The organism is Aquibium sp. ELW1220 (assembly GCF_030398385.1).
GTDB lineage: Bacteria > Pseudomonadota > Alphaproteobacteria > Rhizobiales > Rhizobiaceae > Aquibium.
In genome coordinates, this window is record NZ_JAOAOQ010000045.1 from 24,347 (window position 1) to 45,484 (window position 21,138).

Consider the following 21,138-nt stretch of genomic DNA (forward strand, 5'->3'; position numbering starts at 1 on the left):
GCTGGACCAGTCGAGCGGTCTTGCCTTCATCGGCCGGAGGGCTTTTCTTGGCGCCGATGCGAACAACGGAGGGATGCATGGGCACCCAGACCACACCGATCGATCTCTATTACTGGCCGACGCCGAACGGCTGGAAGATCACCATCATGCTCGAGGAACTCGGTGTTCCCTACGAGGTGAAATTCGTCAACATCGGCAAGGGCGAGCAGTTCGAGCCGTCCTTCCTGGCGATCGCGCCAAACAACCGCATGCCCGCCATCGTCGATCCGGAGGGTCCCGGCGGTCAGCCGATCTCGGTCTTCGAGTCCGGCGCGATCCTGCAATATCTCGGACGCAAGTTCGGACAGTACTATCCGACGGACGAGCGCGCCCGCGTGGCGGTGGACGAATGGCTGTTCTGGCAGATGGGCGGCCTCGGCCCGATGGCCGGGCAGACGCACCACTTCCGCCAGTACGCGCCGGAAAAGGTGCCCTACGCCATCGACCGCTACACCAACGAGGTCAACCGGCTCTACGGCGTCATGAACCGGCGCCTCGCCGACCGCGACTTCCTCGCCGGCGATTATTCGATTGCCGACATGGCCTGCGTGGGCTGGGTGAAGCCATACAAGAACCAGGGCCAGGAGATCGACGACTTTCCGAACCTGAAGCGCTGGTTCGAGACCGTCATGGCGCGGCCCGCCGTCGAACGCGCCATGGCCGTCGGCCAGGAGCACCGCCGCAATCTTGCCGACGACAAGGAAGCGCAGAAGATCCTGTTCGGCCAGAAGGCCCGCGCCTGACGGCCGATCCGCTGCGTCCATGAAAAAGCCCGGGCGGCGCTGTCGCGCCGCCCGGGCTTTTTTCGTCTTGCCGGTGCTGGCCGGACCGGCGTTACAGCTTCGACCAGGTCTGCGACTTGCAGAAGATGGCCGCCACGCAGCCCTTCATCGTCAGCGAGGCGCCCGAAAGCTTGCCGGTGCCGCTGTAGGTCTTTTCCTCGCTCGGGTCCGTGATCGTCCCCTTGTAGGCATTGGCGCCGTTGAGGCTCATCTTGCCGATCTGCTTGCCGGCATGCTTGCCGGTCTTCAGCTTGATGCAGAACTCGCCGCCGCACGGCGCGATGACGGCCGTCTCGCCGGACGTCGTCTTCCAGTTTCCTTCGATCGGGTCGGCGAATGCCGCTCCTGCCGACATGAGCACCGCCGCCGCGGTCAGTGCGAAAATGCGCTTCATGATGTCCTCTCCTTCGTCTGGCCGGGCCGTGTGGCCGGCGAGAACTTACGCGAACGTCAACGTAAACCAACGCGACGAGGCGCGGAAGCGGTGTCCCAGCGGAAGGCGAACGAAATTTTCGGTGGCATCGGAGTCCGCTCGTCGCGGCCGATCGGGCGCTGCGCTTCCACCGACCGTTTCGCGTGGTTAGCGAAGGGTTTTGACGGCCGCCGCGCATTTGAAGCGAAATTTCGGCGAATCCGCGGAATTCCGCCATTCCCATCCTTAACGGAATCTCGCCTTTACCTCTTGTTTTAGTTTTGTTTTCACCAGGTTAAGCAAGCCATTTAACGACGGATTCAAGGCTTCCCGGCATCCTGTGAAGCATCGGAAGAACAGCGGAAGACGAAAACAACCGCAGCTTCCACGAGACAAACGGGGACTGGAACAATGGCACGCTTCGAAATGCTCGACGCCGGTTTCGGCGACATCGGAAACAACGCCCAGGCCGACATTCTCTTCGAACTCGGCATGATGTACGCCACCGGCCGCGACTGCGCGGTCGACATGGTCGCCGCGCACAAGTGGTTCAACATCGCCGCCATCAAGGGCTCGGACCGCGCCGCCCGGCTGCGCGGCGAGGTTGCCGCCTCGATGACCAAGCTGGAGATCGCCCGGGCGCTCCGCGAGGCGCGCGAATGGATGACGATGCACTGATCGCATCGTCCGCTCGCTCCGCGGCGCGAGGGCTGTCGAGACTGCGCAACGTTCGGTCGAAATTTATCGTCCGCAATCGCCCGATCTTAAGGATTGCGATACGGACGGCGTCGGAAAAGAGGGGCAGGGAGAGCGGGAGAAGACGGATCGTCGCGGTTGAAGGACAGCGCGACGGACGGCCGCTACCAAAACCGCGCCGGCCCGGGGAGGCCGGCGCGGTTTCGCTTTTCGGGACCTCGATTTGGGCGGACGATCAGGCGTGGCTCTCGGCGACCGGCTGGCGCTCGGCGAGACGATCGAGCCCCGCCAGCACGAACTGGACATAGGTTTCGATCATGTCCGGATCGAGGGGACGGATGGTCGGTCCGTCCACGGCGAAGCGCATGAAGAGGAAGGATCGCGCGCCCATCAGGATGGAGGCGAACGCCTCCAGTTGCCGGTCATCGGGCGCGCGAGCGCCGAGGAGCCGCCTCAGCGAACGCTGGTACCCCTGGATCAGCAGGTCGTGATGCAGCTTGAAGGCCGATGGCGCATGCAGAGTCGCTTCCGACATGACCCGGTAGATGTGCGGGTTCGCAACCAGATAGGCGATGTTGGCGGTGATGCCCCGCCGCTCCATCTCCTCGAGCGTGGGGGCGCCACGCACTGCTTTTGCAATCGAAGCGACCATTTCGGTGCCGAGCTCTGGGAGCAGGATGTCGAACAGATCCTGCTGCGACTTGAAGTGCAGATAGAACGCGCCGTGCGCCACCCCGGCCTCGGCCGTGATGCGGGAGATCGAACATCCGGCATAGCCATGCCGTCCCACAATGACGCCGGCGGCATGGACGATCTTCAATCGGGTTTCGGCGTTGCGCCTGAGCTGCTTTGCGGACGGCTGGCGCGGGCGGCGCTCCCTCGGCTTTCGTGCGTCGGGAGCTTCGATGTCTGTCATGGCCTTCCGGATCTTCATCTCGATAGGCATAGGTTCCATCACCTGCGATCGCAAGATGACCACGCCCGTCAGACGGCTACTTCTCCGGCGATGCGCTTGCGCAACATGTCCTTTCGGACCTTGCCCGATGCAGTTCTCGGGAAGTCGTCGACATACTCTATTCGCTCCGGGTATTTTTGTCGGGCAAGGCCGGCACCGTCGAGAAAGGCGGCCATGTCGCGGACGTCCGGACGCGCCGGTCCGGCGGGAATGACGTAGGCGCAGACCGTCTCGCCCAGCCGGGCGTGCGGCATGGAGACGACCGCTGCCTCGCGAACGGCCTCGTGCCGGTGGAGCGCGTCCTCGATCTCCTTCGCCGACAGGTTCTCGCCGCCCCGGATGATCAGGTCCTTCTTGCGACCGGTCACCAGTATGCCGTTGCCGTTGACGATACGCCCGATGTCGCCCGTGCGGAAATATCCGTCGGCGTCCAGTGCCCCCTGCCTGTCCGCCGGATCGAGATAGCCGAGGAACAGCGACGGGCCACGCACGATGATCTCGCCGTCCCCGCCGGCGGGGACGTCGTTGCCTTCGTCGTCGACCACCCGGACCTCGTATCCGACGATCTCGCCGTCCGTGTCGGCGGCGGCATCGGCGCCGGCGGCTCCCAGATAGCCGAGCGTGACCACGGGTGCTTCCGTCGCCCCGTAGATGCGAAAGGCGCAGCTGTTGGCAAAGGCGCTGTTGGCGCGACGGATCAGCCCCGGCGGCACCGCTGCGCCGCCGCAGCCGAACACGTTCAGGCTGGGGAGGCGCGAGCCGGCCTTGTCGGCCGCCTCGATCAGTTCCGCCAGGAAAGGCGTCGCGCCGACCGTGACCGCCACGCCGAAGTCATCGACGAGATCGACGGCTTCCGCGGCATGCCAGCGCTCCATGAACACCGTTCGGGTTCCGACGACGAGCGGCCATTCGATGCCGTAGGAGAAGCCTGTGACATGGGTCACGGGCGAGGGCATCAGCGTCCAGTCGCCCCGCCGCAGTTCCCAATGATCGAAACAGGCCTGCATGGCGCGGGCGAGCGTCTCGTGCGTGTGGAGAACCCCCTTCGGTCGCCCGGTCGTGCCGGAGGTATACATGATCATCTTGATCGCCTCCGGCCGCTGCACGGGCCAGGGCACCGCGTCGAGGTCTCCGGGTTCGAGGAGTTCCTCGAAGCGTGTCGCACCGGCGCGCTGCGCGCCGCGGACGACCACGACATGGTCCAGGCCGGGCAGGCGCGGCCGCAGCTTTTCCACCATTTCGGCGAAGCGGACGCCGCGAAATTCCTCCGGCACGAACAGGATCTTTGCCCCGCAGTCGGCGAGGATCATCTGCAACTCGGCGTCCCGGTAGATCGGAACGACAGGATTGACGACCAGTCCCAGCAGCACGCAGGCGATGTCGAGCACCACCGTTTCGGTCCAGTTCGGCAACTGGAAACTGACGACGTCACCCTCCCGCAATCCCATGCGGTGGAGGTTCGCGGCGAGGTTCCGCGCCTGTGCAAAGGCTTCGCCGGCGGTCAGCCTGTTGTCGCCCTCGACCCACAGCACGACGTCCGGATCGCTTGCCGCCATGTCGCGCGCATCGTCGGCGATGGTTCGGTTGCGCCAGGCTCCACTGGCGCGGAAACGCGCAACATCGTCCTTTCCATGCGAAACGTTCCAGCGTTCGTCGCGCGCCATTTACGTTCTCCTACAACGCCAGATATCGATCCACGAGATCGGGACGATCGTCGAAATCGGCCCATGACCCGCAGAAAACCACTTCGCCGACGTCGAGCAGATACAGCCGGTCGGAGGTCTCGCGGGCGAAATCGAGGTTCTGTTCGGTGATGATCATCGCCATCCCTTCGGAGCGGCGGATCCGGTTGATGGCGTCGCCGAGTTCATCGACGATGACGGGCGCGAGCCCTTCCGCCGGCTCGTCGAGCATCAGCACCTTCGGTCGCGAGACGATCCCGCGCGCGATCGCGACCATCTGCTGCTGGCCGCCGGAGAGCTGGTAGCCGAGCCTGTCGACGAGCGGCCCGACCATCGGCAGCAGCGCGATGATCTCGTCGAGAGAATAGCAGGCCTTGCCGTCCGCTGCCGCATGGCAGCCCATCTCGATGTTCTGGGCAACGGTCAGCTTGGGGAAGATGCGCCGGTCTTCGGGGACGAGTGCCAGGCCGCGCCGAGCGCGCACATGTGTCGCCTCGGTGGAGAGCGGCCGTCCGTCCAGTGCTATCTGCCCGCTGCCGCGCGGACCCGCGTTCAGCAGCGTCTTGAGGAAGGTGCTCTTGCCGGCACCGTTGCGGCCGAGCAGTGCCACGCTCTCGCCCGCTGCCAGACGCAAGTCGATGGCGTGGAGGATGTGGCTTTGCCCGTAGAAGGCGTCGAGATGGCTGACTTCAAGCATGGCCGGCATTGCGTCCGAGGTAGATTTCGCGAACCAGGGGATTGGCGCGGACCTCGGCGGGCAGACCGCTCACCACCACCTCGCCATAGTGAAGCACGGAGATGCGCGTGCCGAGCTGGAAGACGACGCCCATGTCGTGCTCGGTCAGAAGCAGGCTGAGACCGTTTTCGCGCACGACCTTGTCGATCAGGTTGACCGCCGCCTGCCGGTCCGTGGGCGACATGCCAGCGGTCGGCTCGTCCAGCATGAGCAGCTTTGGCCTGAGCGCGAGGTTCATGGCGAGTTCCAGTCGCTTCCTGTCGCCATGACTCAGCGTTTCAGCCGGTGTCTCTCGCGCTGCCGCGAGGCCGAGCGCGGCAAGCAGGGATTCCGCCTCGTCCGCGACGGTCCTTGCCGCCGACAGCCGCAGGAGCCCCGCCCATGGCCTCCGTGTCGCCTCGCGGGCCTCGACGGCGACGATGATGTTGTCGAGCGCGGTCATCTCGAGGAAGACGCGCGCAACCTGGAACGAGCGGCCGACCCCCGATCTCGTCCGCATGAAGCCCGCCTCGTGCGTGACGTCGCGTCCGTTGAGGCTGATGGTGCCCGCGCTCGGGCGAGTTTCGCCCGACAGGACCTTGAAGAGGGTCGTCTTGCCGGCGCCGTTCGGCCCGATGACGACATGTCGCTCGCCCTCGCCGAGGTCGAGATCGACGTTCTTCAGGACCTTGATGCGGCCGTAGTCCTTGAAGATGCCGCGCGCGTCCAGGAGGGTGCTCATGCGCGTCCCTCGCGGCGCGGCGAAGAGGGCGCGCGAACGCGTGCGAGTAGACTGCCGAGCAGTCCAAGCACGCCGCCGGGTACCGACAGCACGACCGCGAGCAGCAGGCCGCCGACCAGCAGGTCGGATATGCCGATCAGCGAGCGCGTCGCATAGTCGAGCAGGCCGAAGAGGATGGCGCCCACGGCCGGGCCGAGGAAGAAGGCGCTGCCGCCGAGCAGCGTGAACAGCAGCGGCATGGTGGAGAAGCTCCAATGTGCCAGTTCGGGCGTGACGATCTGCGCCCATGGCGCGTAGATCGCGCCGGCCAGTGCCGTGATCGAACCCGACAGGACGAGCGCGATCAATCGCTTGCGGTCGATGTCGATGCCAAGGAAGCTCGCCCGCATCGGGTCCGACTTCACGCCTTGCAGGGATCGGCCGAACCGGTTGGACCAGAGCACCCACATGAGCGTGACGAGCAGGGCGCAGCTTGCGATGATGAAGTAGTAATAGGCATCGCCGCGGGCGAGGTCCAGCTCGACGAGGCCGAGGTCGATGATCGGGCGGTTGACCCCGACGAGGCCGTCGTTGCGGCCCAGGAAGTTGAGTTTCATGATGAGGACGTGGACGAGCGCGCCGACCGCGAGCGTGATGACGGCAAAGTAGACGCCGCTCGCCCGCCGAAGTGCGAGAAGGCCCGTGACGAGGGCGAGCAGGCCACCGCAGCCGGCCGCAGCCAGCAGGATGACCACGAAGGGCAGATGGTTCTGCTGCGTGATGAGGTAGCCGGCGCAATAGGCGCCGACGGCGAAGAACATCGCGTTGCCGAAGGAGAGTATCCCGGCCTTGGCGAAGGCGAGGTTGAAGGCGATGCCGAAGACGACGTTTATCGCGACGACGCCGCTCAGAAAGACGACGCCGCGATTGGCCACGTGCGGCACGATCAGGGCGCCAGCCACGAGCAGCGCGAGGAGCGAGAAGAAGATGGCCGGACGGACGCGCGCAATGGTCATGTCGTGGCCTGCCGGCTGAGAAGCCCTTCCGGGCGGACGATGAGAACGAGGGCGATGGTGGCGAAGAAGAGCACGCCCGGGTAATTCGGCAGGTAGGTGGCGCTGAGCGCTTCGACGAGGCCGAGGAAGATCGACGCGACGAACGCTCCCCTGACCGATCCCATGCCGCCGACGATGACGACCCCGAAAGCCTGCAGGATGAAGATCCCGGCGAGATCCGGCGACAGGCTCTGGTTGGCCACGAGCAGTCCGCCGGCGAGGCCCGCGAGCGCGAAGCCGGTGATCACCGTCCACCGATACACGGAGGAGACGTTGATGCCGACGACGCCTGCCATCCAGGGGTCGATCGCGATGACCTGCAGGATACGGCCGGCGGAGGTGCGATTGAGGACATAATCGAGGACGAGAAAGACGACGACCCCCGACAGGATCACGAAGATCGAGAATGTCGGCAAGATCGCGCCGCCGAGGAAGATGACGTCCAGCAGCTCCCTGGGCGGGGAGACGCTGAGATAGTTCAGCCCCCAGATCAGCTTCACGACGCCATCGCACACGAGCAGAAGGGCATAGGTGGCGATCAGGACGTAGACGCCGTCGACGGATTTCAGTCGCCGGAAGACCAGCGTATCGACGGCCACTCCGGTTCCGCCCATCGCAACCGAAGCCACGATGGCCGCGACCAGATAGGCCCAGAGCGGGATGTCCGCGCCGAACATCGACAGAACCGTGTAGGCGACATAGCCGCCGATCATGAAGAAACCGCCGTGCGAGAAGTTCAGCACGTGCAGGATGCCGAAGACCAGCGTCAGCCCGGAGGCGACCAGGAAGGTCGCCATGGCCCAGATCATCGCATTGAACAGGATAGTGATGAGGTCTCCCGCCAAGACTTCCTCCCGTCGTGTTGGCGAGGAAGCGCCGGTTGCCGGCGCTCCCGTTCACGTCTGGCTCAGCTGGGCTTGCGCAGTGTCATGGGCTCGCCCGGCGTCGGCGGTTCGATGACGGTGTTGCCGTCCACCTTGACGTAGTCGGTCACCTTGTAGCCGAGCGGTCCGGATGCGTCGGGCTCGATATAGATGAGTTCGACATCCTTGATCGCCTGGTTGTCCTCGGCGCGCATCAACCGCTTGCCGGTCGCGGTGTCCCATTCGAGGCCTTTCAGTCCCGCGATGACGGCGTCGGTATCGGACTTGCCGGACTTCTCGATGGCCTTCGCATAGGCGTAGATCCCGGCATGCGCTTCGGAGACCCAGCCCATCGGCTGCGTGTTGCCGGTCTTCTTGACGTAGTCGTCATAGAGCTGGTCGCTCAGCGGATTGCCCTTGTTGGTCTCGTGATACCAGTGGATGCCGGTCCAGTGGCCGGGCGTATCGCCCTTCAGTGCACCCGCGACGATGAACTCGTTGGCGGAGTCCATCAGCACCCGATCCTTGAACAGCTGGAAGGGCTTGGCCTGCTGGAACAGCGTGACCGAATCGCCGCCATAGGTCGAGTTGTAGATGCCCTGGGCCTGCGAGCGCGCCGCCTGGGTCACGAAGGTCCGGTAGTCGCCCGCGCCGTAGGGAACGATGATCGGATCGAGGATTTCGGGATCCGCCTTGGCGATTTCGGGGTAGAATTGAAGCAGGCCGTCGACATAGACCGCCCAGGTCGTGCGGCCATACTCGTGGTCCGGAACGAGCCCGGTCCAGCTCGTGACCTCGGGCTGCCGCTCTGCCATGAGGCGCGCCTGCGCGCGCATGCGCATGTAGGGGCCGTCGCCTGGACGAAACACGTGTTCGTTGTAGTTCTCGTGGTTCAGCTTCTCGGTGCCGGCGCCGCAGGTGATGACGACGCCCCCTTCCTGCGTCATCAGCGGCCCCATCGCGAGCGCCACCGAGGAAGAGATCGTCCCGATCTGCAGATTGGCGCCAAGGCCGATCAGTTCGCGTGCGGCCGCGCTCGCCTCAGCCGGGTTCGCCCGGTCGTCGCGGATCTCCAGCGCCAGTTGCCGTCCGAGAACGCCCCCGGCTGCGTTGATCTGGTCGACCGCGATCTGGCAGCCCGAAAGGACGAAGTTGCCGATGAACTCCTGCGGTCCGCTGAGAGCGGTCACGACGCCGATTTTGATCGCGTCGCCCGACTGGGCAAACGCCCGCCGGTTGATGAAGGGCGCGGCGAGCGACGTCGCCCCCAGCCCTGCAATGACGCCACGTCTGCTGATGCCAGTCATGTTTCATCCTCCCATTTCGATGGCCGGTGCGAGCCAATCCCGAGCCGGCCGTCCACCCGATGCCTCAGCGCCCGGTGAATTTCGGCGTGCGTTTGTTGCGGAACGCATCCACCGCCTCGCGATGATCCGCGCTGACGTTCGAGACAGTCTCGTAGGCGATGCCGGCGTCGAAGGACGCATGCATCGCCTGCTTGAGCTGGAGCGTGGTGGCGACCTTGGTCCAGTTGATCGCCTTCAGCGCGCCCGAGGCCAGTCGCTCGGCGAGGCCGTAGACTTCGGAAGCGAGCGTGTCGTGCGCGACGACCTTGGTGATGAGGCCGATCCGTTCCGCTTCCGTCGCGGTCATCGCCTCGCCTGTCATCAGATAGTATTTCGCCTTGGCGTAACCGATATGCTGCGGCCAGATCACCGCGCCGCCGTCGCCCGCGACCAGCCCCATCGACACGTGCGGGTCGCCGATCTTGGCCTTGTCGCTGGCAATGATGATGTCGCAGAGAAGCGCGATGGTGGCGCCGAGGCCGATCGCATGGCCGTTCATCATGCAGATGATCGGCTTGTCGAGGTCGAGCAGGCTGAAGACGATGTCGCGTGCCTCGCGGCCGGTCGCCTCGAAGGACGCCGGATCGTCGATCCCGTCCTGCATCCAGTTGATGTCGCCGCCCGCCGAGAAGGCGCGACCGGCGCCCGTCAGCACGATGATGTCGGCATCGTCGTCGTGGCGGACGTCGTGGAAGATGCGGGACACTTCGCCGTGCAGCACCGCGTCCGTGGCATTCAGCTGATCGGGGCGATCGAGTATCACCGTCAGCACGCGGCCCCGCCTCTCGCACCGGATCGTCTTGTAGTGGTCGTAGCTCTTCATCGGTTCCTCCTCCCGTGTCGGCTCCGCGTCGGCCGCGTCAGCCGCGCAGTCTGTCGAAGCGTTCGGCGTGCCAGTCGGCATCGCCGAACATCGTCTCGCATTGCATCAGGCGTCTGAAGTAGCGGCTGACCTTGAGGTCGTCCGTCATGCCGATGCCGCCGTGCAGCTGGACCGCCTGCTGGGCCACGAAACGGGCCGAACGGGCGGTGACGATCTTGGCCAGCGCGAAGGCGCGCTTCCTCTCCGGGCCGTCGGCGGAATCGAGTGCCGCCTCGACGACCGCGCTCGCTTCCTCGGCGGCGAGCAGCATGTCCACCATGCGGTGCTGGAGCACCTGGAATGACGCCAGCGGCATGCCGAACTGGCGGCGTGTGCGCAGATAGTCGGCGGTTCCCTCGACCAGGATCGGTATCGCGCCGCATGCTTCCGAGCAGACGAGCAGCGCTGCCTCTTCCAGAACAGTCTCCACGATCGCCGAAGCGTCGGCTCCCGCGTTGAGAACTGCATCCGCCGGGACGGCGACGTGGTCGAGGTGGACGGCGGCGAGCATGCGTCCATCGACAGAGCGGCTCCGGACAAGCCTGACACCTGGTGCATCCGCCTCGATGGCAACGACGGCCGTGCGGCCTGCGGCGTCGAGCGCGGTCACGAGCAGGATTTTCGCGCCGGCCGCGTCGAGCACCGGCGCCTTCGCCGCATGGATATGGAACCGGCCGTCCTCTTCCGTCAGGCGGCTCGACGCGAGCGTCCGCTCGAATCCCGCGTCCGCCTCCTGGTGCATCATCACCGTGACCGACGTGCCGTCCAGCACGCGGGCGAGGAGCAGGCGGGCCTGCGGCGTTCCGAGACGGTCGAGGAGCGGCGCGGCGATGGCGCCTTGCGAAAGCACCGGCTCGGCCACGAGGCCGCGACCGACTGCTTCCATCACGGCCGCCATTTCCCGCAGTCCCCCGCCCATGCCGCCGTTCTGCGCACCCACCATGACGGCGAGCCAGCCCTGTCCGGCGATCTCGGCTGCCATGCCGGGGGCGTAGCCCTCCGCGAGACCACGTCCAGCGCGTTCGTGCGCCTCGCCATAGGCCTGGTCGACCCAGCGGAAGGCGTGTTCGCGAAGTGCGGTCAGATCGTCCAGGCTGGTCATTGGAAGCCGAACCTCGCCTTGGCCACGATGTTGTGCTGAATTTCGTTCGATCCGCCGTAGATGCTCGCGGCTCGCTGGCTCAGATACTCGCGCAGCAGGCCCGAGGTCTCCGCATCGGCATCCGGGGGGCTGTTCTGTCCGGCGCTGGGCTCGTGGTCGAGGGCCAGTCCGGTGCGCGCCGCGACGCTGGCCCCGAGCGCCGTGATCGTCTGCAGGAGTTCGGACCCCCTGATCTTCAGCAGCGAGGCTTGATAGCCTGGCTGTTCGCCCAGTGCGGCGCGCTTCAGGAGCCGCGAGCAGTAGGCCTCGAGCGTCTGCAGGGCGATTTCCGCCTCGACGAACCCGCGCCGAAAGACCGGCCGGTCGAACAGTGGCTGCCCGCCCTCGCGGGCCCGCTCCGCGGTCTCGCGCACCTGTGCCAGAAGCCGGCGAGCCTTGCCGGTCTCGGCGACGATCAGGCGCTCGGTCGACAGCAGGAACTTCGCGATCTCCCAGCCGCGGCCCTCGCGTCCGACCAGGTTCTCCCGCGGCACGAAGACATCGTCCAGAAACACCTCGTTGACGTGATGGCGCATGTCCATCGTGACGATCGGTCGGATGGTCACGCCCGGCTGCCGCATGTCGAGGAGGAGGAAGGAAATGCCGTTCTGGGGACGGTCCTCGTCGGATGTCCGCGCAAGGCAGAACATCATGTCGGCCCAGTGCGCGAAGCTCGTCCACAGCTTCTGCCCGTTGACGCGATAGCCCGTGCCATCGCGCCTTGCGCGGGTCTTCAGGCCGGCGAGATCGGAACCGGCGCCCGGCTCGGAATAGCCCTGGCACCAGGCCGTGTTGGAGGCGATGATGTCGGGCAGGAAGCGCTGTTTCTGTTCGTCATCGCCATATTCTGCGATGACTGGACCGACATAGGCCGGCCCGAAGGGCAGCATCCACGGCGCCCCCGCCTCGGCCAGGGCCTGCTCGAAGACGTAGCGCCGAAGGGGTGACCAGCCGGCGCCGCCCACCGCTTGCGGCCAGTGTGCGCAATACCAGCCCTTCGCGGCCAGGATCGTCTGCCAGCGGACGTGGTCTTCCTTCTGCAGTTCGCCGTTGCAGCGGACTTTTTCCTTGATGTCCGATGGCAGGTTCGCGGCCACGAAGTCGATGACTTCGCGACGGAACGTGGCCATTTCCGGCTCTGGCTCGGCATCGTGCATTGGCATTCCGGCGCTCTTTTATGACTGATGAATCATAAGTCAAGAAAAAGGGCGCGGTCAAGCGGCGTTTGCGTGCCGTCTGGAAGAACGCCTGCTGGTGGCGACCGGGCAATGGGTCGCCGGACGTTTACCGCCGTCATTCGGGAAGCACGCGTCCGGGGAGTTATGACGAACGCGGTCGACGATCTGGCAAAGGCGCGGGGCATGAGCGGCATCCAGAAGTGCCGGTACTGCGCCTCTGCAAACAGATCGGTGCGGCGTGGCCGAAGGTTCGCGGCGGCGGGACCCCCCCTAGCGGGCAGGTGCGGCTTGAAGCGAACCGACGTCATCGGCGTCGTCCCCACCGACGACGCCATTTTCCCTGTCGTCGGAGCCTCGCCGCCTGGACAGAAGGACGAGGGGGCCTTTCAGGCGTCCGCTGCCCGACGTCTGCACGGCGGGTCCCCCGTCACCTCTGCCCGCCGTGGTGCGCCGATCAGCCGGTAACGGCTGGGTAGCAAAGCGACCATCGCCGCAAGCCGTACCCCACGCCCGGACATCCAATGCGGACGATTCCCCTCGGCAGAAGCTGTAGGGGTCGATTGCCATGGGTGCTGATCGAAGCGCTGCCGATTGGAATGGCTCTACCGGTCGTCGGGCAGCGGGCGACTTACAGCGAAGCGCTTCACCCCTCCCTGAACCGCACCAGCACCGTTCCCTCGCTCACCTGCGCGCCTTCGGTGGCGATGGCGTCGATGGTGCCGTCGTGCGGGGCGGCGATGGTGTGTTCCATCTTCATGGCTTCGAGCACCAGCAGCGCCTGGCCGCGGCGCACCGTGTCCCCGGCCGAGGCCCGCACCACCTTGACCAGCCCAGGCATCGGCGCGCGCAGGGCGTCGCCGCCGGCGGCCGCGTCCTCCGCCGCTTCGAAGGGATCGGGAATGGAAAAGCCGTGGCCGACGGGGCCTTCGAACACGGTGACGTGGCCCGGCCAGCGGGCGGTGCGGGCCGCGGCCGCATGCGCCTCGTCCACCACCAGTGTCTCGCCGTCGTCGAAGGCGATCGCATGGCGTCCGTCGCGTCGCGCGGTGATGCGGGCGGAGATCGCGTCTTCGCCCCGCTTCAGCGTCACACGCTTGCCGAGCGGGTGGAAATGCGCGTAGCCGGCAAGCGCATCCCACGGGTCGGCCGCATCGGCGGTGCGCCGCGCGCCCGATGCTGCGAGTGCGGCAAGTGCGGCAACCTGGCGCGACGGGCCGGGCTGCGCCGTCAGCGCCTCCTGCTTGCGGCCGATCAGGCCGGTATCGACGTCGCCGGCGGCAAAGTCGTGGTCGCCGGCCAGCGCCACCAGGAAGGGGATGTTGACGGTGGAGCCCGCCACTTCGGTCTCTTCGAGCGCCTGTGTCAGCGCCGTCAGCGCGGCGGGACGCGAGGCGGCCTTGACCACCAGCTTGGCGATCATCGGGTCGTAGAAGGGCGAGATGGCGTCGCCCTGGCGCACGCCGGTCTCGATGCGCATGTCCGCACCGTCCGGCGCGCGGGCGGGGAAGACGAGGTGGTGCAGCGTGCCGGTGGCCGGCAGGAAGCCGCGCGCGGCATCCTCGGCATAGATGCGCGCCTCGAAGGCGTGGCCGTTGAGCCGGATCGCCTCCTGCGCCAGCGGCAGCGGCTCGCCCGCCGCCACCCTGAGCTGCCATTCGACGAGATCGACGCCCGTCACCATCTCGGTCACCGGATGCTCGACCTGCAGCCGCGTGTTCATTTCCATGAACCAGAACCGGTCCGGCCTCAGCCCCTGCGAGGCGTCGACGATGAACTCGATCGTGCCGGCGCCCGAATAGCCGATCGCGCGCGCCGCCTTCACCGCCGCATTCGTCATCGCCGATCGCATGGCGTCGGTCATGCCGGGGGCGGGGGCCTCCTCGATGACCTTCTGGTGGCGGCGCTGCGCCGAGCAGTCGCGCTCGAAAAGATGCACGGCATTGCCGAAACTGTCGCCGAACACCTGCACCTCGATGTGGCGCGGCTTGTCGACATATTTCTCGATCAGCACGGCGTCGTCGCCGAACGCGGCTTTCGCCTCGCGCCGCGCCCCGCTCAGCGCGTCGGGGAAATCCTCCGGCCGCTCGACGCGGCGCATGCCCTTGCCGCCGCCGCCCGCCCGCGCCTTGATCAGCACCGGATAGCCGATCTCGTTGGCCTTGCCGGCGAGCAGCACCAGCGCCTGTCCCTCGCCGTGGTAGCCCGGCACCACCGGCACGCCGGCCTTCTCCATCAGCCGCTTGGCAGCATCCTTCAGGCCCATGGCGCGGATCGAATCAGCCGAGGGGCCGATGAAGACGAGGCCCGCCGCCGTCACCGCATCGACGAAGCCCGGGTTTTCCGACAGGAAGCCGTAGCCGGGATGGATGGCCTGCGCGCCCGTCGCCAGCGCCGCCGCGATGATGCGATCGGCCTTCAGATAGCTCTCGCCCACCGGCGAAGCGCCGATATGCACCGCCTCGTCGGCCATCGCGACATGCAGCGAGGCCGCGTCGGCGTCGGAGAAGACCGCCACCGTCTTCACGCCCATGCGCCGGGCGGTGTGGATGACGCGGCAGGCGATCTCGCCGCGATTGGCGATCAGGATCTTGGAAAACATGGTTCCTCCCCGGCACGGATCATCGCCGGAGGATAAGCCATGGCCGGGCAGGCCTGTCCAGCCCGTGTGCCGTCCCGGGCACGGGCGATCACGATGGCGGGACGAAGGGCTGGAAGATCGTCCTGAACGCCGGAAGCGCTTCCATCCGCTCGGCGTGGGCGGCCAGATGGGGACAGGCCTGCAGATCGACGATCTCGGGCAGCGATTCGCGCATGTGCCGCAGGGCGCAGGCGACCGCAATGTCTGCATGGCCGATCGTTTCGCCGAACCAGAACGGCGAGGCCCGGCCGGCGCGGTCGGTCTCCAGAGCGGCAAGGGCGCCGAGCAGCTGGGCGCTGCGACGTGCCACGAGCATCTCGGACGCGTCGGCATGCAGGTGCTTTTCGTAGAACAGGCTCACGCCGACATCTGCCAGGCCGGTGGCCAGGGCGGCGACCTTGAGCGCGCGCCGTCGCGCGGGTTCCGCGGTCGGATAGAGCCGCCGGGCCGGTTCCACGAGCGTATCGAGATGATCGATGATCAGGTGACTGTCGACCAGCACCTCGCCATCGTCCAGCACGAGCGTCGGCACCTTGGTCAGCGGATTGAAGGCGGCAAGCCGCCCGGCGTCTCCGAACACCGACCATGGCCGGTGCTCGAAGGGAATGTCGTAGAGGGTCAGCGCGATGCCGACCCTGCGGACGAACGACGAATCGAATTGGCCGATCAGGATCATGATGCCCTCGCGCATTGACGCATCGGAGCCTCGTTCTTCGCCGCCCCCAGCGCAACCGGCCGAGGCACCGCCTCCTGCCCGATTCCGTCAGGAGAGGCGACGGCTCACCCGGCCGCGAACTCGGCCAGCAGCGCGTTGAACGCCCGCGGCGTCTGCAGGAACGGCGCGTGGCCGGCACCCGCCATCGTCACCACGCCGTGCGGCCAGAGCGAGCCGTAGGGGATCGTGCCGAAATAGTCGTGCCGGACGAAGAGGTCGCCTTCGCCGTTGACGATCGCCAGCGGCACGGTCATCGAGGCCACGATCGCCTGCTCGTCGAGCGGCGCGCCGGTGGCCACCGAGCCGAACATGATCTCGCGCGCCCGCCCGTCGGTGCGCTTGGCGGCGGCCAGGAAATGCGCATCGAGGCCGCCATCGGTCGCAGACGTCGCCGTGGCATACATCAGCGCGTCCTGGTCGGTGAAATCGCGTTTGCCCGTCAGGTTTTCCGCCGAAGGATCGATGTTGAAGGCCTGCATCAGGCATTCGATGCTGGGCTGGATCGGCGGCGTACCGGAGATCAGCACCCCCGCGGCCCGGAAGCCGCGGCCGATCATCTCGAGCGCGATGTGCCCGCCGAGCGACCAGCCGACGATGAGCGGGCGCTCCACGCCGAGCTTGGCCAGCAGTTCCTCCGTCATCGCCGCATAGCCGGCGATCTGGTAGCTCGTCTCCGGCGCGCGCGCGTCCTGCGAGGCGCCGTGCCCCGGCAGGTCGAACGCGACCAGCCGCATGCGCGCGAGCTCCGGTGCTGCGAACTGCTCGCGGAAGATCTCCTTGCAGCTCGAATTGCCGTGAATGAACACCACCGTCGGGCCTCCCGAACCCGTTCTCTCGCGCACGCTGATCGCGGCATGGGTGGTCTCGACAAGGCGGTCCGTCGTCGTCATCGGCTGTTCCTGAGGCAGGGTGTTGCTTGCGGCCGAATCATCGCGCGGCACGGCGTCCGGGTCAATCGGAACGGCGGGTGCAGCGGCGCGTTCGTTCATCTGGCTGCGCCCCGCCTTCTGCCACGGACGGTTGCAGACGGGCGGGCGGAAGCGATCACGACCACAGGCAAATGATACATGCCTGAAATTTCATGTGATTGCGGGATCAAATTTAAAATATTGAAAAACGCGGCGAATCGGCGGCCGAAAGTGGACTTATGTGTATAAATACTTTCAAAAATACTATAGGGCGCGGCAGGTGGCGAGTAAATGACGCTGGAAGTTCGTGTCGTGTCATGGGCGAAACGTATGCGTCATATGAATGCGAGAACATATACGTTATAAAAGCAGCGAAAAACATGTCTAGTTTTCCCGAGCAGGCAATGGATGGTGTTGCGAAATGGCAACGGCGGCCTTGCAACGCGCATGAAAATCGCTTCCGCAGGTTCATTAGAGATTGATGGGTGAGACTATCCGAATATACCGTTGCTCTCATATTAAGCGATGCGGCTATGGGGAGTGACCATGCATTCGAGGAAAATCACGGCAGCAGTATTTCTCGCGCTGGCGAGCAGCACTGCCTACGCGGCGGACGTGGTCGAGTACCAGCCGCCCGCGGCCTACAACTGGACCGGGTTCCACGTCGGCGTCGGTGCCGGTCTCGGTGGCGTTTCGCACAATGCCGGCGCGGAGATTTACGACTATGACACCGGCGGTCTGATCCAGGTTGGCCCGATCGACCTGTTCTCGGTCGGCGGCATGCTCGACGTCGGTGGCGACGGCGCGCTCGGCACGATCGAGGGCGGCTTCGACTACCAGATCAGCGAGCGCTTCGTGCTCGGCATCCAGGGCGACTACACCTGGTCGAATTTCGACGCCGGTGCCGGCCTCGGCGCGCTGGTCTGCTTCGAGAACCCCAATGGTCCCGACAATTGCGACACGGGTACGCCAGACGGCGAAATCGCCCTCGACTACTCGCTGACCGCCAAGAGCAGCTGGAGCATCATCGGTCGCGCCGGTTACGTGGCGAATCCGGGTGCACTCGCCTATGTCCTCGGTGGCTTCACGCGCACCAACATGGAGGGCGAGCTCACCCTCTCGACACCCGCTGGCTCCGAGCCCATCGCCGACTACGACTACGAGCGCGACGGCTGGACCTTCGGCGGCGGCATCGAGGCTCCGATCACCGGCGCAATGACGCTGAAGATGGAATACCGCCGCACCGAGTGGGAGAACGATAGCAACTTCCCGCTCTCCGAGACCGGTGGCATCAACACCTGGGACGACGCAGTCGTGCAGTCGATGCGCGGCGTCTTGTCCTGGCGCTTCGGTGCCGACAACGCCTCCCAGCAGGCGGCCGTCGACGCCATTCCCGCGGTCAACTGGACGGGCTTCAACGTCGGCCTCGCCGGCGGCTTCTCCACCCTGCGCCACAATGCCGGCCTCGAAGCCTATGACGACAGTGTCGGCGGCCTGATCCAGGTCGGTCCGGTCGACATCTTCGCGATCGGCGGCGATCTCGACTTCGGCGGCGAAGGCTATCTCGGTCGCCTGGAGGCGGGTTACGACTTCCAGCTCGGCCAGCGCTTCGTGCTCGGCGCCTTTGCCGACTACACCTTCTCCAATGCCGAATCGCAGGTCGGTCTCTTCGGCGACTACTGCGTCGAAAACTACACGTCCCCCGGCGTGGGTCCCGGCGACGACTGCGACGAAGGTTTCGTCACGGCTTCCGGCGACCTGACCTACACGCTGGAAACCGGCGACAGCTGGTCGATCGGCGGCCGCGCCGGCGTGCTCGTCAACCCGCAGACCCTGTTCTACGGTCTCGGCGCCTTCACCCGCCAGAACATGAAGGCCGATCTGACGCTGAACACCGGCTTTGCGCCGCTGGGTTCGCAGGAACTGCTGGCCTACGACTACGAGCGCGACGGCTGGACTTTCGGTCTTGGCGTCCAGACCATGCTCACCGACAAGCTGTCGACCAAGCTCGAATACCGCAACACCCAGTGGGACGAGAGCGAGATCATCCTCGGCGATGCGAGTGCCGGCGTGATCCGCAACGAGGACTCCACGGTGCAGACCTTCACTGTCGGCCTGTCCTGGAAGTTCAACTAGTCAAAAGTCTGCCACGCGCTCCGGCGCGCGGATTTCGACCTCGAAAGGCCCGGCCCAACGCCGGGCTTTTTTTGTGTGCGGCCGTGTGATGATGCCGCTCACGGCCGTTCCTGCCGGCCGGAAGTCCCGGGCGGGAGGGCTGGCGCGGTTCAGGCATCTGGACGCTTCGGAAGCAAAGCGGATGGTGTCATCGGCAGATCGGCATCGACAGAGGTTGAAAGCCGGGTCCCGCCGTTCAGCCTAGCGGCGAAAATGTCCCGCATGTTGCTCGACAGCAACAGCAACTTTCAAACATAGGCGGCCCGGTATTTTCAGTTGAAAGCCCTGCAGCGTCGGAGCTACCGTCGGATGCAGAAGATTCAATCTGTTCTCGGAGGGCCGGATGCAAGCGGGAAAGATGTCACTGGCAATACTTGTCGCCCTCGCAGCTGGCGCCGCCCATGCCGCCGACCAGATCGAAGCTGCTCCTTCGGCGAGCTATGACTGGACCGGCCTTCACATCGGCATCGGTGCAGGCCTCGGCGGCGTTTCGCACAATGCCGGCGCCGAAATCTACAACTACAACGAAAGCGCGGAATTCGATCTCGGCCTTGTCGGTCTCCGCTCCATCGGCGGCATGTTCGATTTCGGCGGCGACGGAGCACTCGGCACGGTCGAGGCCGGCTTCGACGTCCAGCTCGGCGAGCGTTTCGTCATCGGCGTCATGGGCGATTACACCTGGTCGAATTTCGAAGCGGCCGCGGGCCTCGGCGCGACCGTCTGCTACGAGGATGATCCCAATGCGGACAGCTGCGACATCGGCGTGCCGGATGACGCCTACAACCTCGACTACTCGCTCACGGTCAAGAACAGCTGGAGCATCCTCGGCCGCGCGGGCTACGTCGCCAATCCCGGCGCGCTGACCTATGTGCTGGGCGGCTTCACCCGCACCGGCATCGAGGGCGAACTGACGCTGACATCCGGGCTCACCGGTCCGATCACGCTCGCCTCCTACGACTACGAACGCGACGGCTACACCATCGGCGGCGGCATCGAGGCGCCGATCACCGGTGCCATGACGCTCAAGATGGAATACCGCCGCACCGAGTGGGAGAACGACGACAGCATCGTCTTCAACGACTTTTCCGGTATCGACACATGGGACGATGCGATCGTGCAGTCGATGCGCGGCGTGTTGTCCTGGCGCTTCGGCGGCGATCATGCCGCCCAGCAGGCGGCGGTCGACGCCATTCCGGCTGTCAACTGGACCGGTTTCAGCGTCGGCCTGGCCGGCGGCTTCTCCACCTTGCGTCACAATGCCGGCCTCGAGGCCTACGACACCGGGCTCGGCGGCCTGCTCCAGATCGACGGCGTCGACATCTTCTCGATCGATGGCGATCTCGATTTCGGCGGCGAAGGCTTCGTCGGCCGCTTCGAAGGCGGCTACGACCTCCAGATCGGCCAGCGCTTGGTGCTCGGCACCTTCGGCGACTACACCTTCTCCGATGCGCAGACGCAGGCCGGCCTGTTCGGCGATTACTGCCTCTACGACAATGGTGGCCAGGACGACTGCCTCTTCGGCATCACGTCGGGCCAGGCAGACCTGACCTACACGCTGGAAACCGGCGACAGCTGGTCGGTCGGCGGCCGTGCCGGCGTGCTCGTCAATCCGCAGACCCTGTTCTACGGCCTCGGCGCCTTCACCCGGCAGAACATGAAGGCCGACCTGACGCTGAACACCGGCCCGGAGCTGTTCGGCTCGCAGGAGATCCTCTCCTACGACTACGAGCGCGACGGCTGGACATTCGGCCTCGGCGTCCAGACCATGCTGACGGATCGCCTGTCGACCAAGCTGGAATACCGCAACACCCGGTGGGACGAGAGCGAGATCATCCTCGGCAACAGCGCTGCCGGCCTCATCCGCAACGAGGACTCCACCGTCCAGCTCTTCACGGCCGGCCTGTCCTGGAAGTTCAACTGACGGCACTGCACCATGCGCCCCGCCGCGGGGCGGCTTGTCGGCGGCTTGTCAGAGAGGCCCGGTCCTGCGCCGGGCCTCCCGCGTTTCCGTGCCTTTGCACATCGTTCTAGTCTCGCTCCAAGGGCCCCGGACTGTCGGGAGGCGGTGGAAGAAATACGGGGACAGTTTACTTAATTCGAAAGTACTCGCTGCCTTCGTCAGCCGTTCTCGATTCGAATTAAGTAATACCCCGACTCCCCGAACCCCCGAAGAAATGGCGTTGACGATCGTCCCGCGAGCGATTCTGCTGGGTGCATGATTCGCGGTGGTTTTCTGTCGAAGGACGGGCGTGCCC

18 protein-coding genes are annotated in these 21,138 nt (G+C 65.8%); 4 read left to right on the forward strand and 14 right to left on the reverse strand.

Going from position 1 to position 21,138, the window contains the following annotated elements; genetic code table 11:
• Window positions 1–77: 77 nt before the first annotated feature.
• Window positions 78–782 carry a glutathione S-transferase N-terminal domain-containing protein gene (locus N1F91_RS26280; RefSeq protein WP_289996554.1) on the forward strand — a complete coding sequence of 235 codons (705 nt, stop codon included), beginning with the start codon at window positions 78–80 and terminating at the stop codon, window positions 780–782.
• 91 nt (window positions 783–873) lie between these two features.
• Here the strand turns inward: N1F91_RS26280 and N1F91_RS26285 are convergent, their stop codons facing one another.
• A complete protein-coding gene (locus N1F91_RS26285) occupies window positions 874–1,215 on the reverse strand; it encodes a DUF2147 domain-containing protein (RefSeq protein ID WP_289996555.1) in 342 nt (113 codons plus the stop codon).
• Window positions 1,216–1,644: 429 nt separating this feature from the next.
• Here N1F91_RS26285 and N1F91_RS26290 point away from each other — a divergent pair, with 429 nt between their 5' ends.
• The gene (locus tag N1F91_RS26290) at window positions 1,645–1,911 is read left to right on the forward strand and encodes a sel1 repeat family protein (RefSeq protein ID WP_289996557.1); all 267 of its coding nucleotides are present in this window, start codon (window positions 1,645–1,647) and stop codon (window positions 1,909–1,911) included.
• A gap of 253 nt (window positions 1,912–2,164) precedes the next feature.
• On the opposite strand, the gene N1F91_RS26295 is transcribed toward N1F91_RS26290, so the two are convergent.
• The 13 genes from N1F91_RS26295 to N1F91_RS26355 all read right to left on the reverse strand — a co-directional run bounded on the left by N1F91_RS26295 (window position 2,165) and on the right by N1F91_RS26355 (window position 16,690).
• Window positions 2,165–2,845: a TetR/AcrR family transcriptional regulator gene (locus N1F91_RS26295; RefSeq protein ID WP_289996558.1), complete on the reverse strand. Its 681-nt coding sequence runs from the start codon at window positions 2,843–2,845 to the stop codon at window positions 2,165–2,167.
• Between the two features lie 68 nt (window positions 2,846–2,913).
• Window positions 2,914–4,548: an AMP-binding protein gene (locus tag N1F91_RS26300; protein ID WP_289996559.1), complete on the reverse strand. Its 1,635-nt coding sequence runs from the start codon at window positions 4,546–4,548 to the stop codon at window positions 2,914–2,916.
• A 10-nt stretch (window positions 4,549–4,558) separates the two neighbouring features.
• Window positions 4,559–5,263, reverse strand: a complete 705-nt coding sequence (locus N1F91_RS26305; RefSeq protein ID WP_289996560.1) for an ABC transporter ATP-binding protein — start codon at window positions 5,261–5,263, stop codon at window positions 4,559–4,561.
• Window positions 5,256–6,023: an ABC transporter ATP-binding protein gene (locus N1F91_RS26310; RefSeq protein WP_289996561.1), complete on the reverse strand. Its 768-nt coding sequence runs from the start codon at window positions 6,021–6,023 to the stop codon at window positions 5,256–5,258. Before N1F91_RS26310 ends, N1F91_RS26305 begins: the two co-directional genes overlap by 8 nt.
• Entirely contained in the window at window positions 6,020–7,018 is a 999-nt protein-coding gene (locus N1F91_RS26315; protein WP_289996563.1) for a branched-chain amino acid ABC transporter permease, read from the reverse strand. The genes N1F91_RS26310 and N1F91_RS26315 overlap by 4 nt, the downstream gene beginning before the upstream one ends.
• Window positions 7,015–7,902, reverse strand: coding sequence for a branched-chain amino acid ABC transporter permease (locus tag N1F91_RS26320; RefSeq protein WP_289996565.1), 888 nt, complete (start codon window positions 7,900–7,902; stop codon window positions 7,015–7,017). The genes N1F91_RS26315 and N1F91_RS26320 overlap by 4 nt, the downstream gene beginning before the upstream one ends.
• A gap of 62 nt (window positions 7,903–7,964) precedes the next feature.
• Window positions 7,965–9,227, reverse strand: a complete 1,263-nt coding sequence (locus tag N1F91_RS26325) for an ABC transporter substrate-binding protein (protein WP_289996567.1) — start codon at window positions 9,225–9,227, stop codon at window positions 7,965–7,967.
• A 64-nt stretch (window positions 9,228–9,291) separates the two neighbouring features.
• Window positions 9,292–10,089: an enoyl-CoA hydratase-related protein gene (locus tag N1F91_RS26330; RefSeq protein ID WP_289996569.1), complete on the reverse strand. Its 798-nt coding sequence runs from the start codon at window positions 10,087–10,089 to the stop codon at window positions 9,292–9,294.
• A 37-nt stretch (window positions 10,090–10,126) separates the two neighbouring features.
• Window positions 10,127–11,230, reverse strand: a complete 1,104-nt coding sequence (locus N1F91_RS26335) for an acyl-CoA dehydrogenase (protein WP_289996570.1) — start codon at window positions 11,228–11,230, stop codon at window positions 10,127–10,129.
• Window positions 11,227–12,399, reverse strand: a complete 1,173-nt coding sequence (locus tag N1F91_RS26340) for an acyl-CoA dehydrogenase family protein (RefSeq protein ID WP_289996571.1) — start codon at window positions 12,397–12,399, stop codon at window positions 11,227–11,229. Before N1F91_RS26340 ends, N1F91_RS26335 begins: the two co-directional genes overlap by 4 nt.
• Before the next feature lie 691 nt (window positions 12,400–13,090).
• On the reverse strand, window positions 13,091–15,046 hold the full coding sequence (locus tag N1F91_RS26345) for an acetyl/propionyl/methylcrotonyl-CoA carboxylase subunit alpha (protein WP_289996572.1): 1,956 nt from the start codon (window positions 15,044–15,046) through the stop codon (window positions 13,091–13,093).
• 88 nt (window positions 15,047–15,134) lie between these two features.
• Complete coding sequence (locus tag N1F91_RS26350) at window positions 15,135–15,776, reverse strand: glutathione S-transferase family protein (protein ID WP_354670566.1); 642 nt, start codon at window positions 15,774–15,776, stop codon at window positions 15,135–15,137.
• A gap of 89 nt (window positions 15,777–15,865) precedes the next feature.
• Window positions 15,866–16,690: an alpha/beta hydrolase gene (locus N1F91_RS26355; protein WP_289996574.1), complete on the reverse strand. Its 825-nt coding sequence runs from the start codon at window positions 16,688–16,690 to the stop codon at window positions 15,866–15,868.
• Between the two features lie 564 nt (window positions 16,691–17,254).
• Here N1F91_RS26355 and N1F91_RS26360 point away from each other — a divergent pair.
• The gene (locus N1F91_RS26360) at window positions 17,255–18,844 is read left to right on the forward strand and encodes an outer membrane beta-barrel protein (RefSeq protein WP_289996576.1); all 1,590 of its coding nucleotides are present in this window, start codon (window positions 17,255–17,257) and stop codon (window positions 18,842–18,844) included.
• A gap of 382 nt (window positions 18,845–19,226) precedes the next feature.
• Complete coding sequence (locus N1F91_RS26365; RefSeq protein ID WP_289996578.1) at window positions 19,227–20,804, forward strand: outer membrane beta-barrel protein; 1,578 nt, start codon at window positions 19,227–19,229, stop codon at window positions 20,802–20,804.
• The last annotated feature ends 334 nt before the right edge of the window (window positions 20,805–21,138 follow it).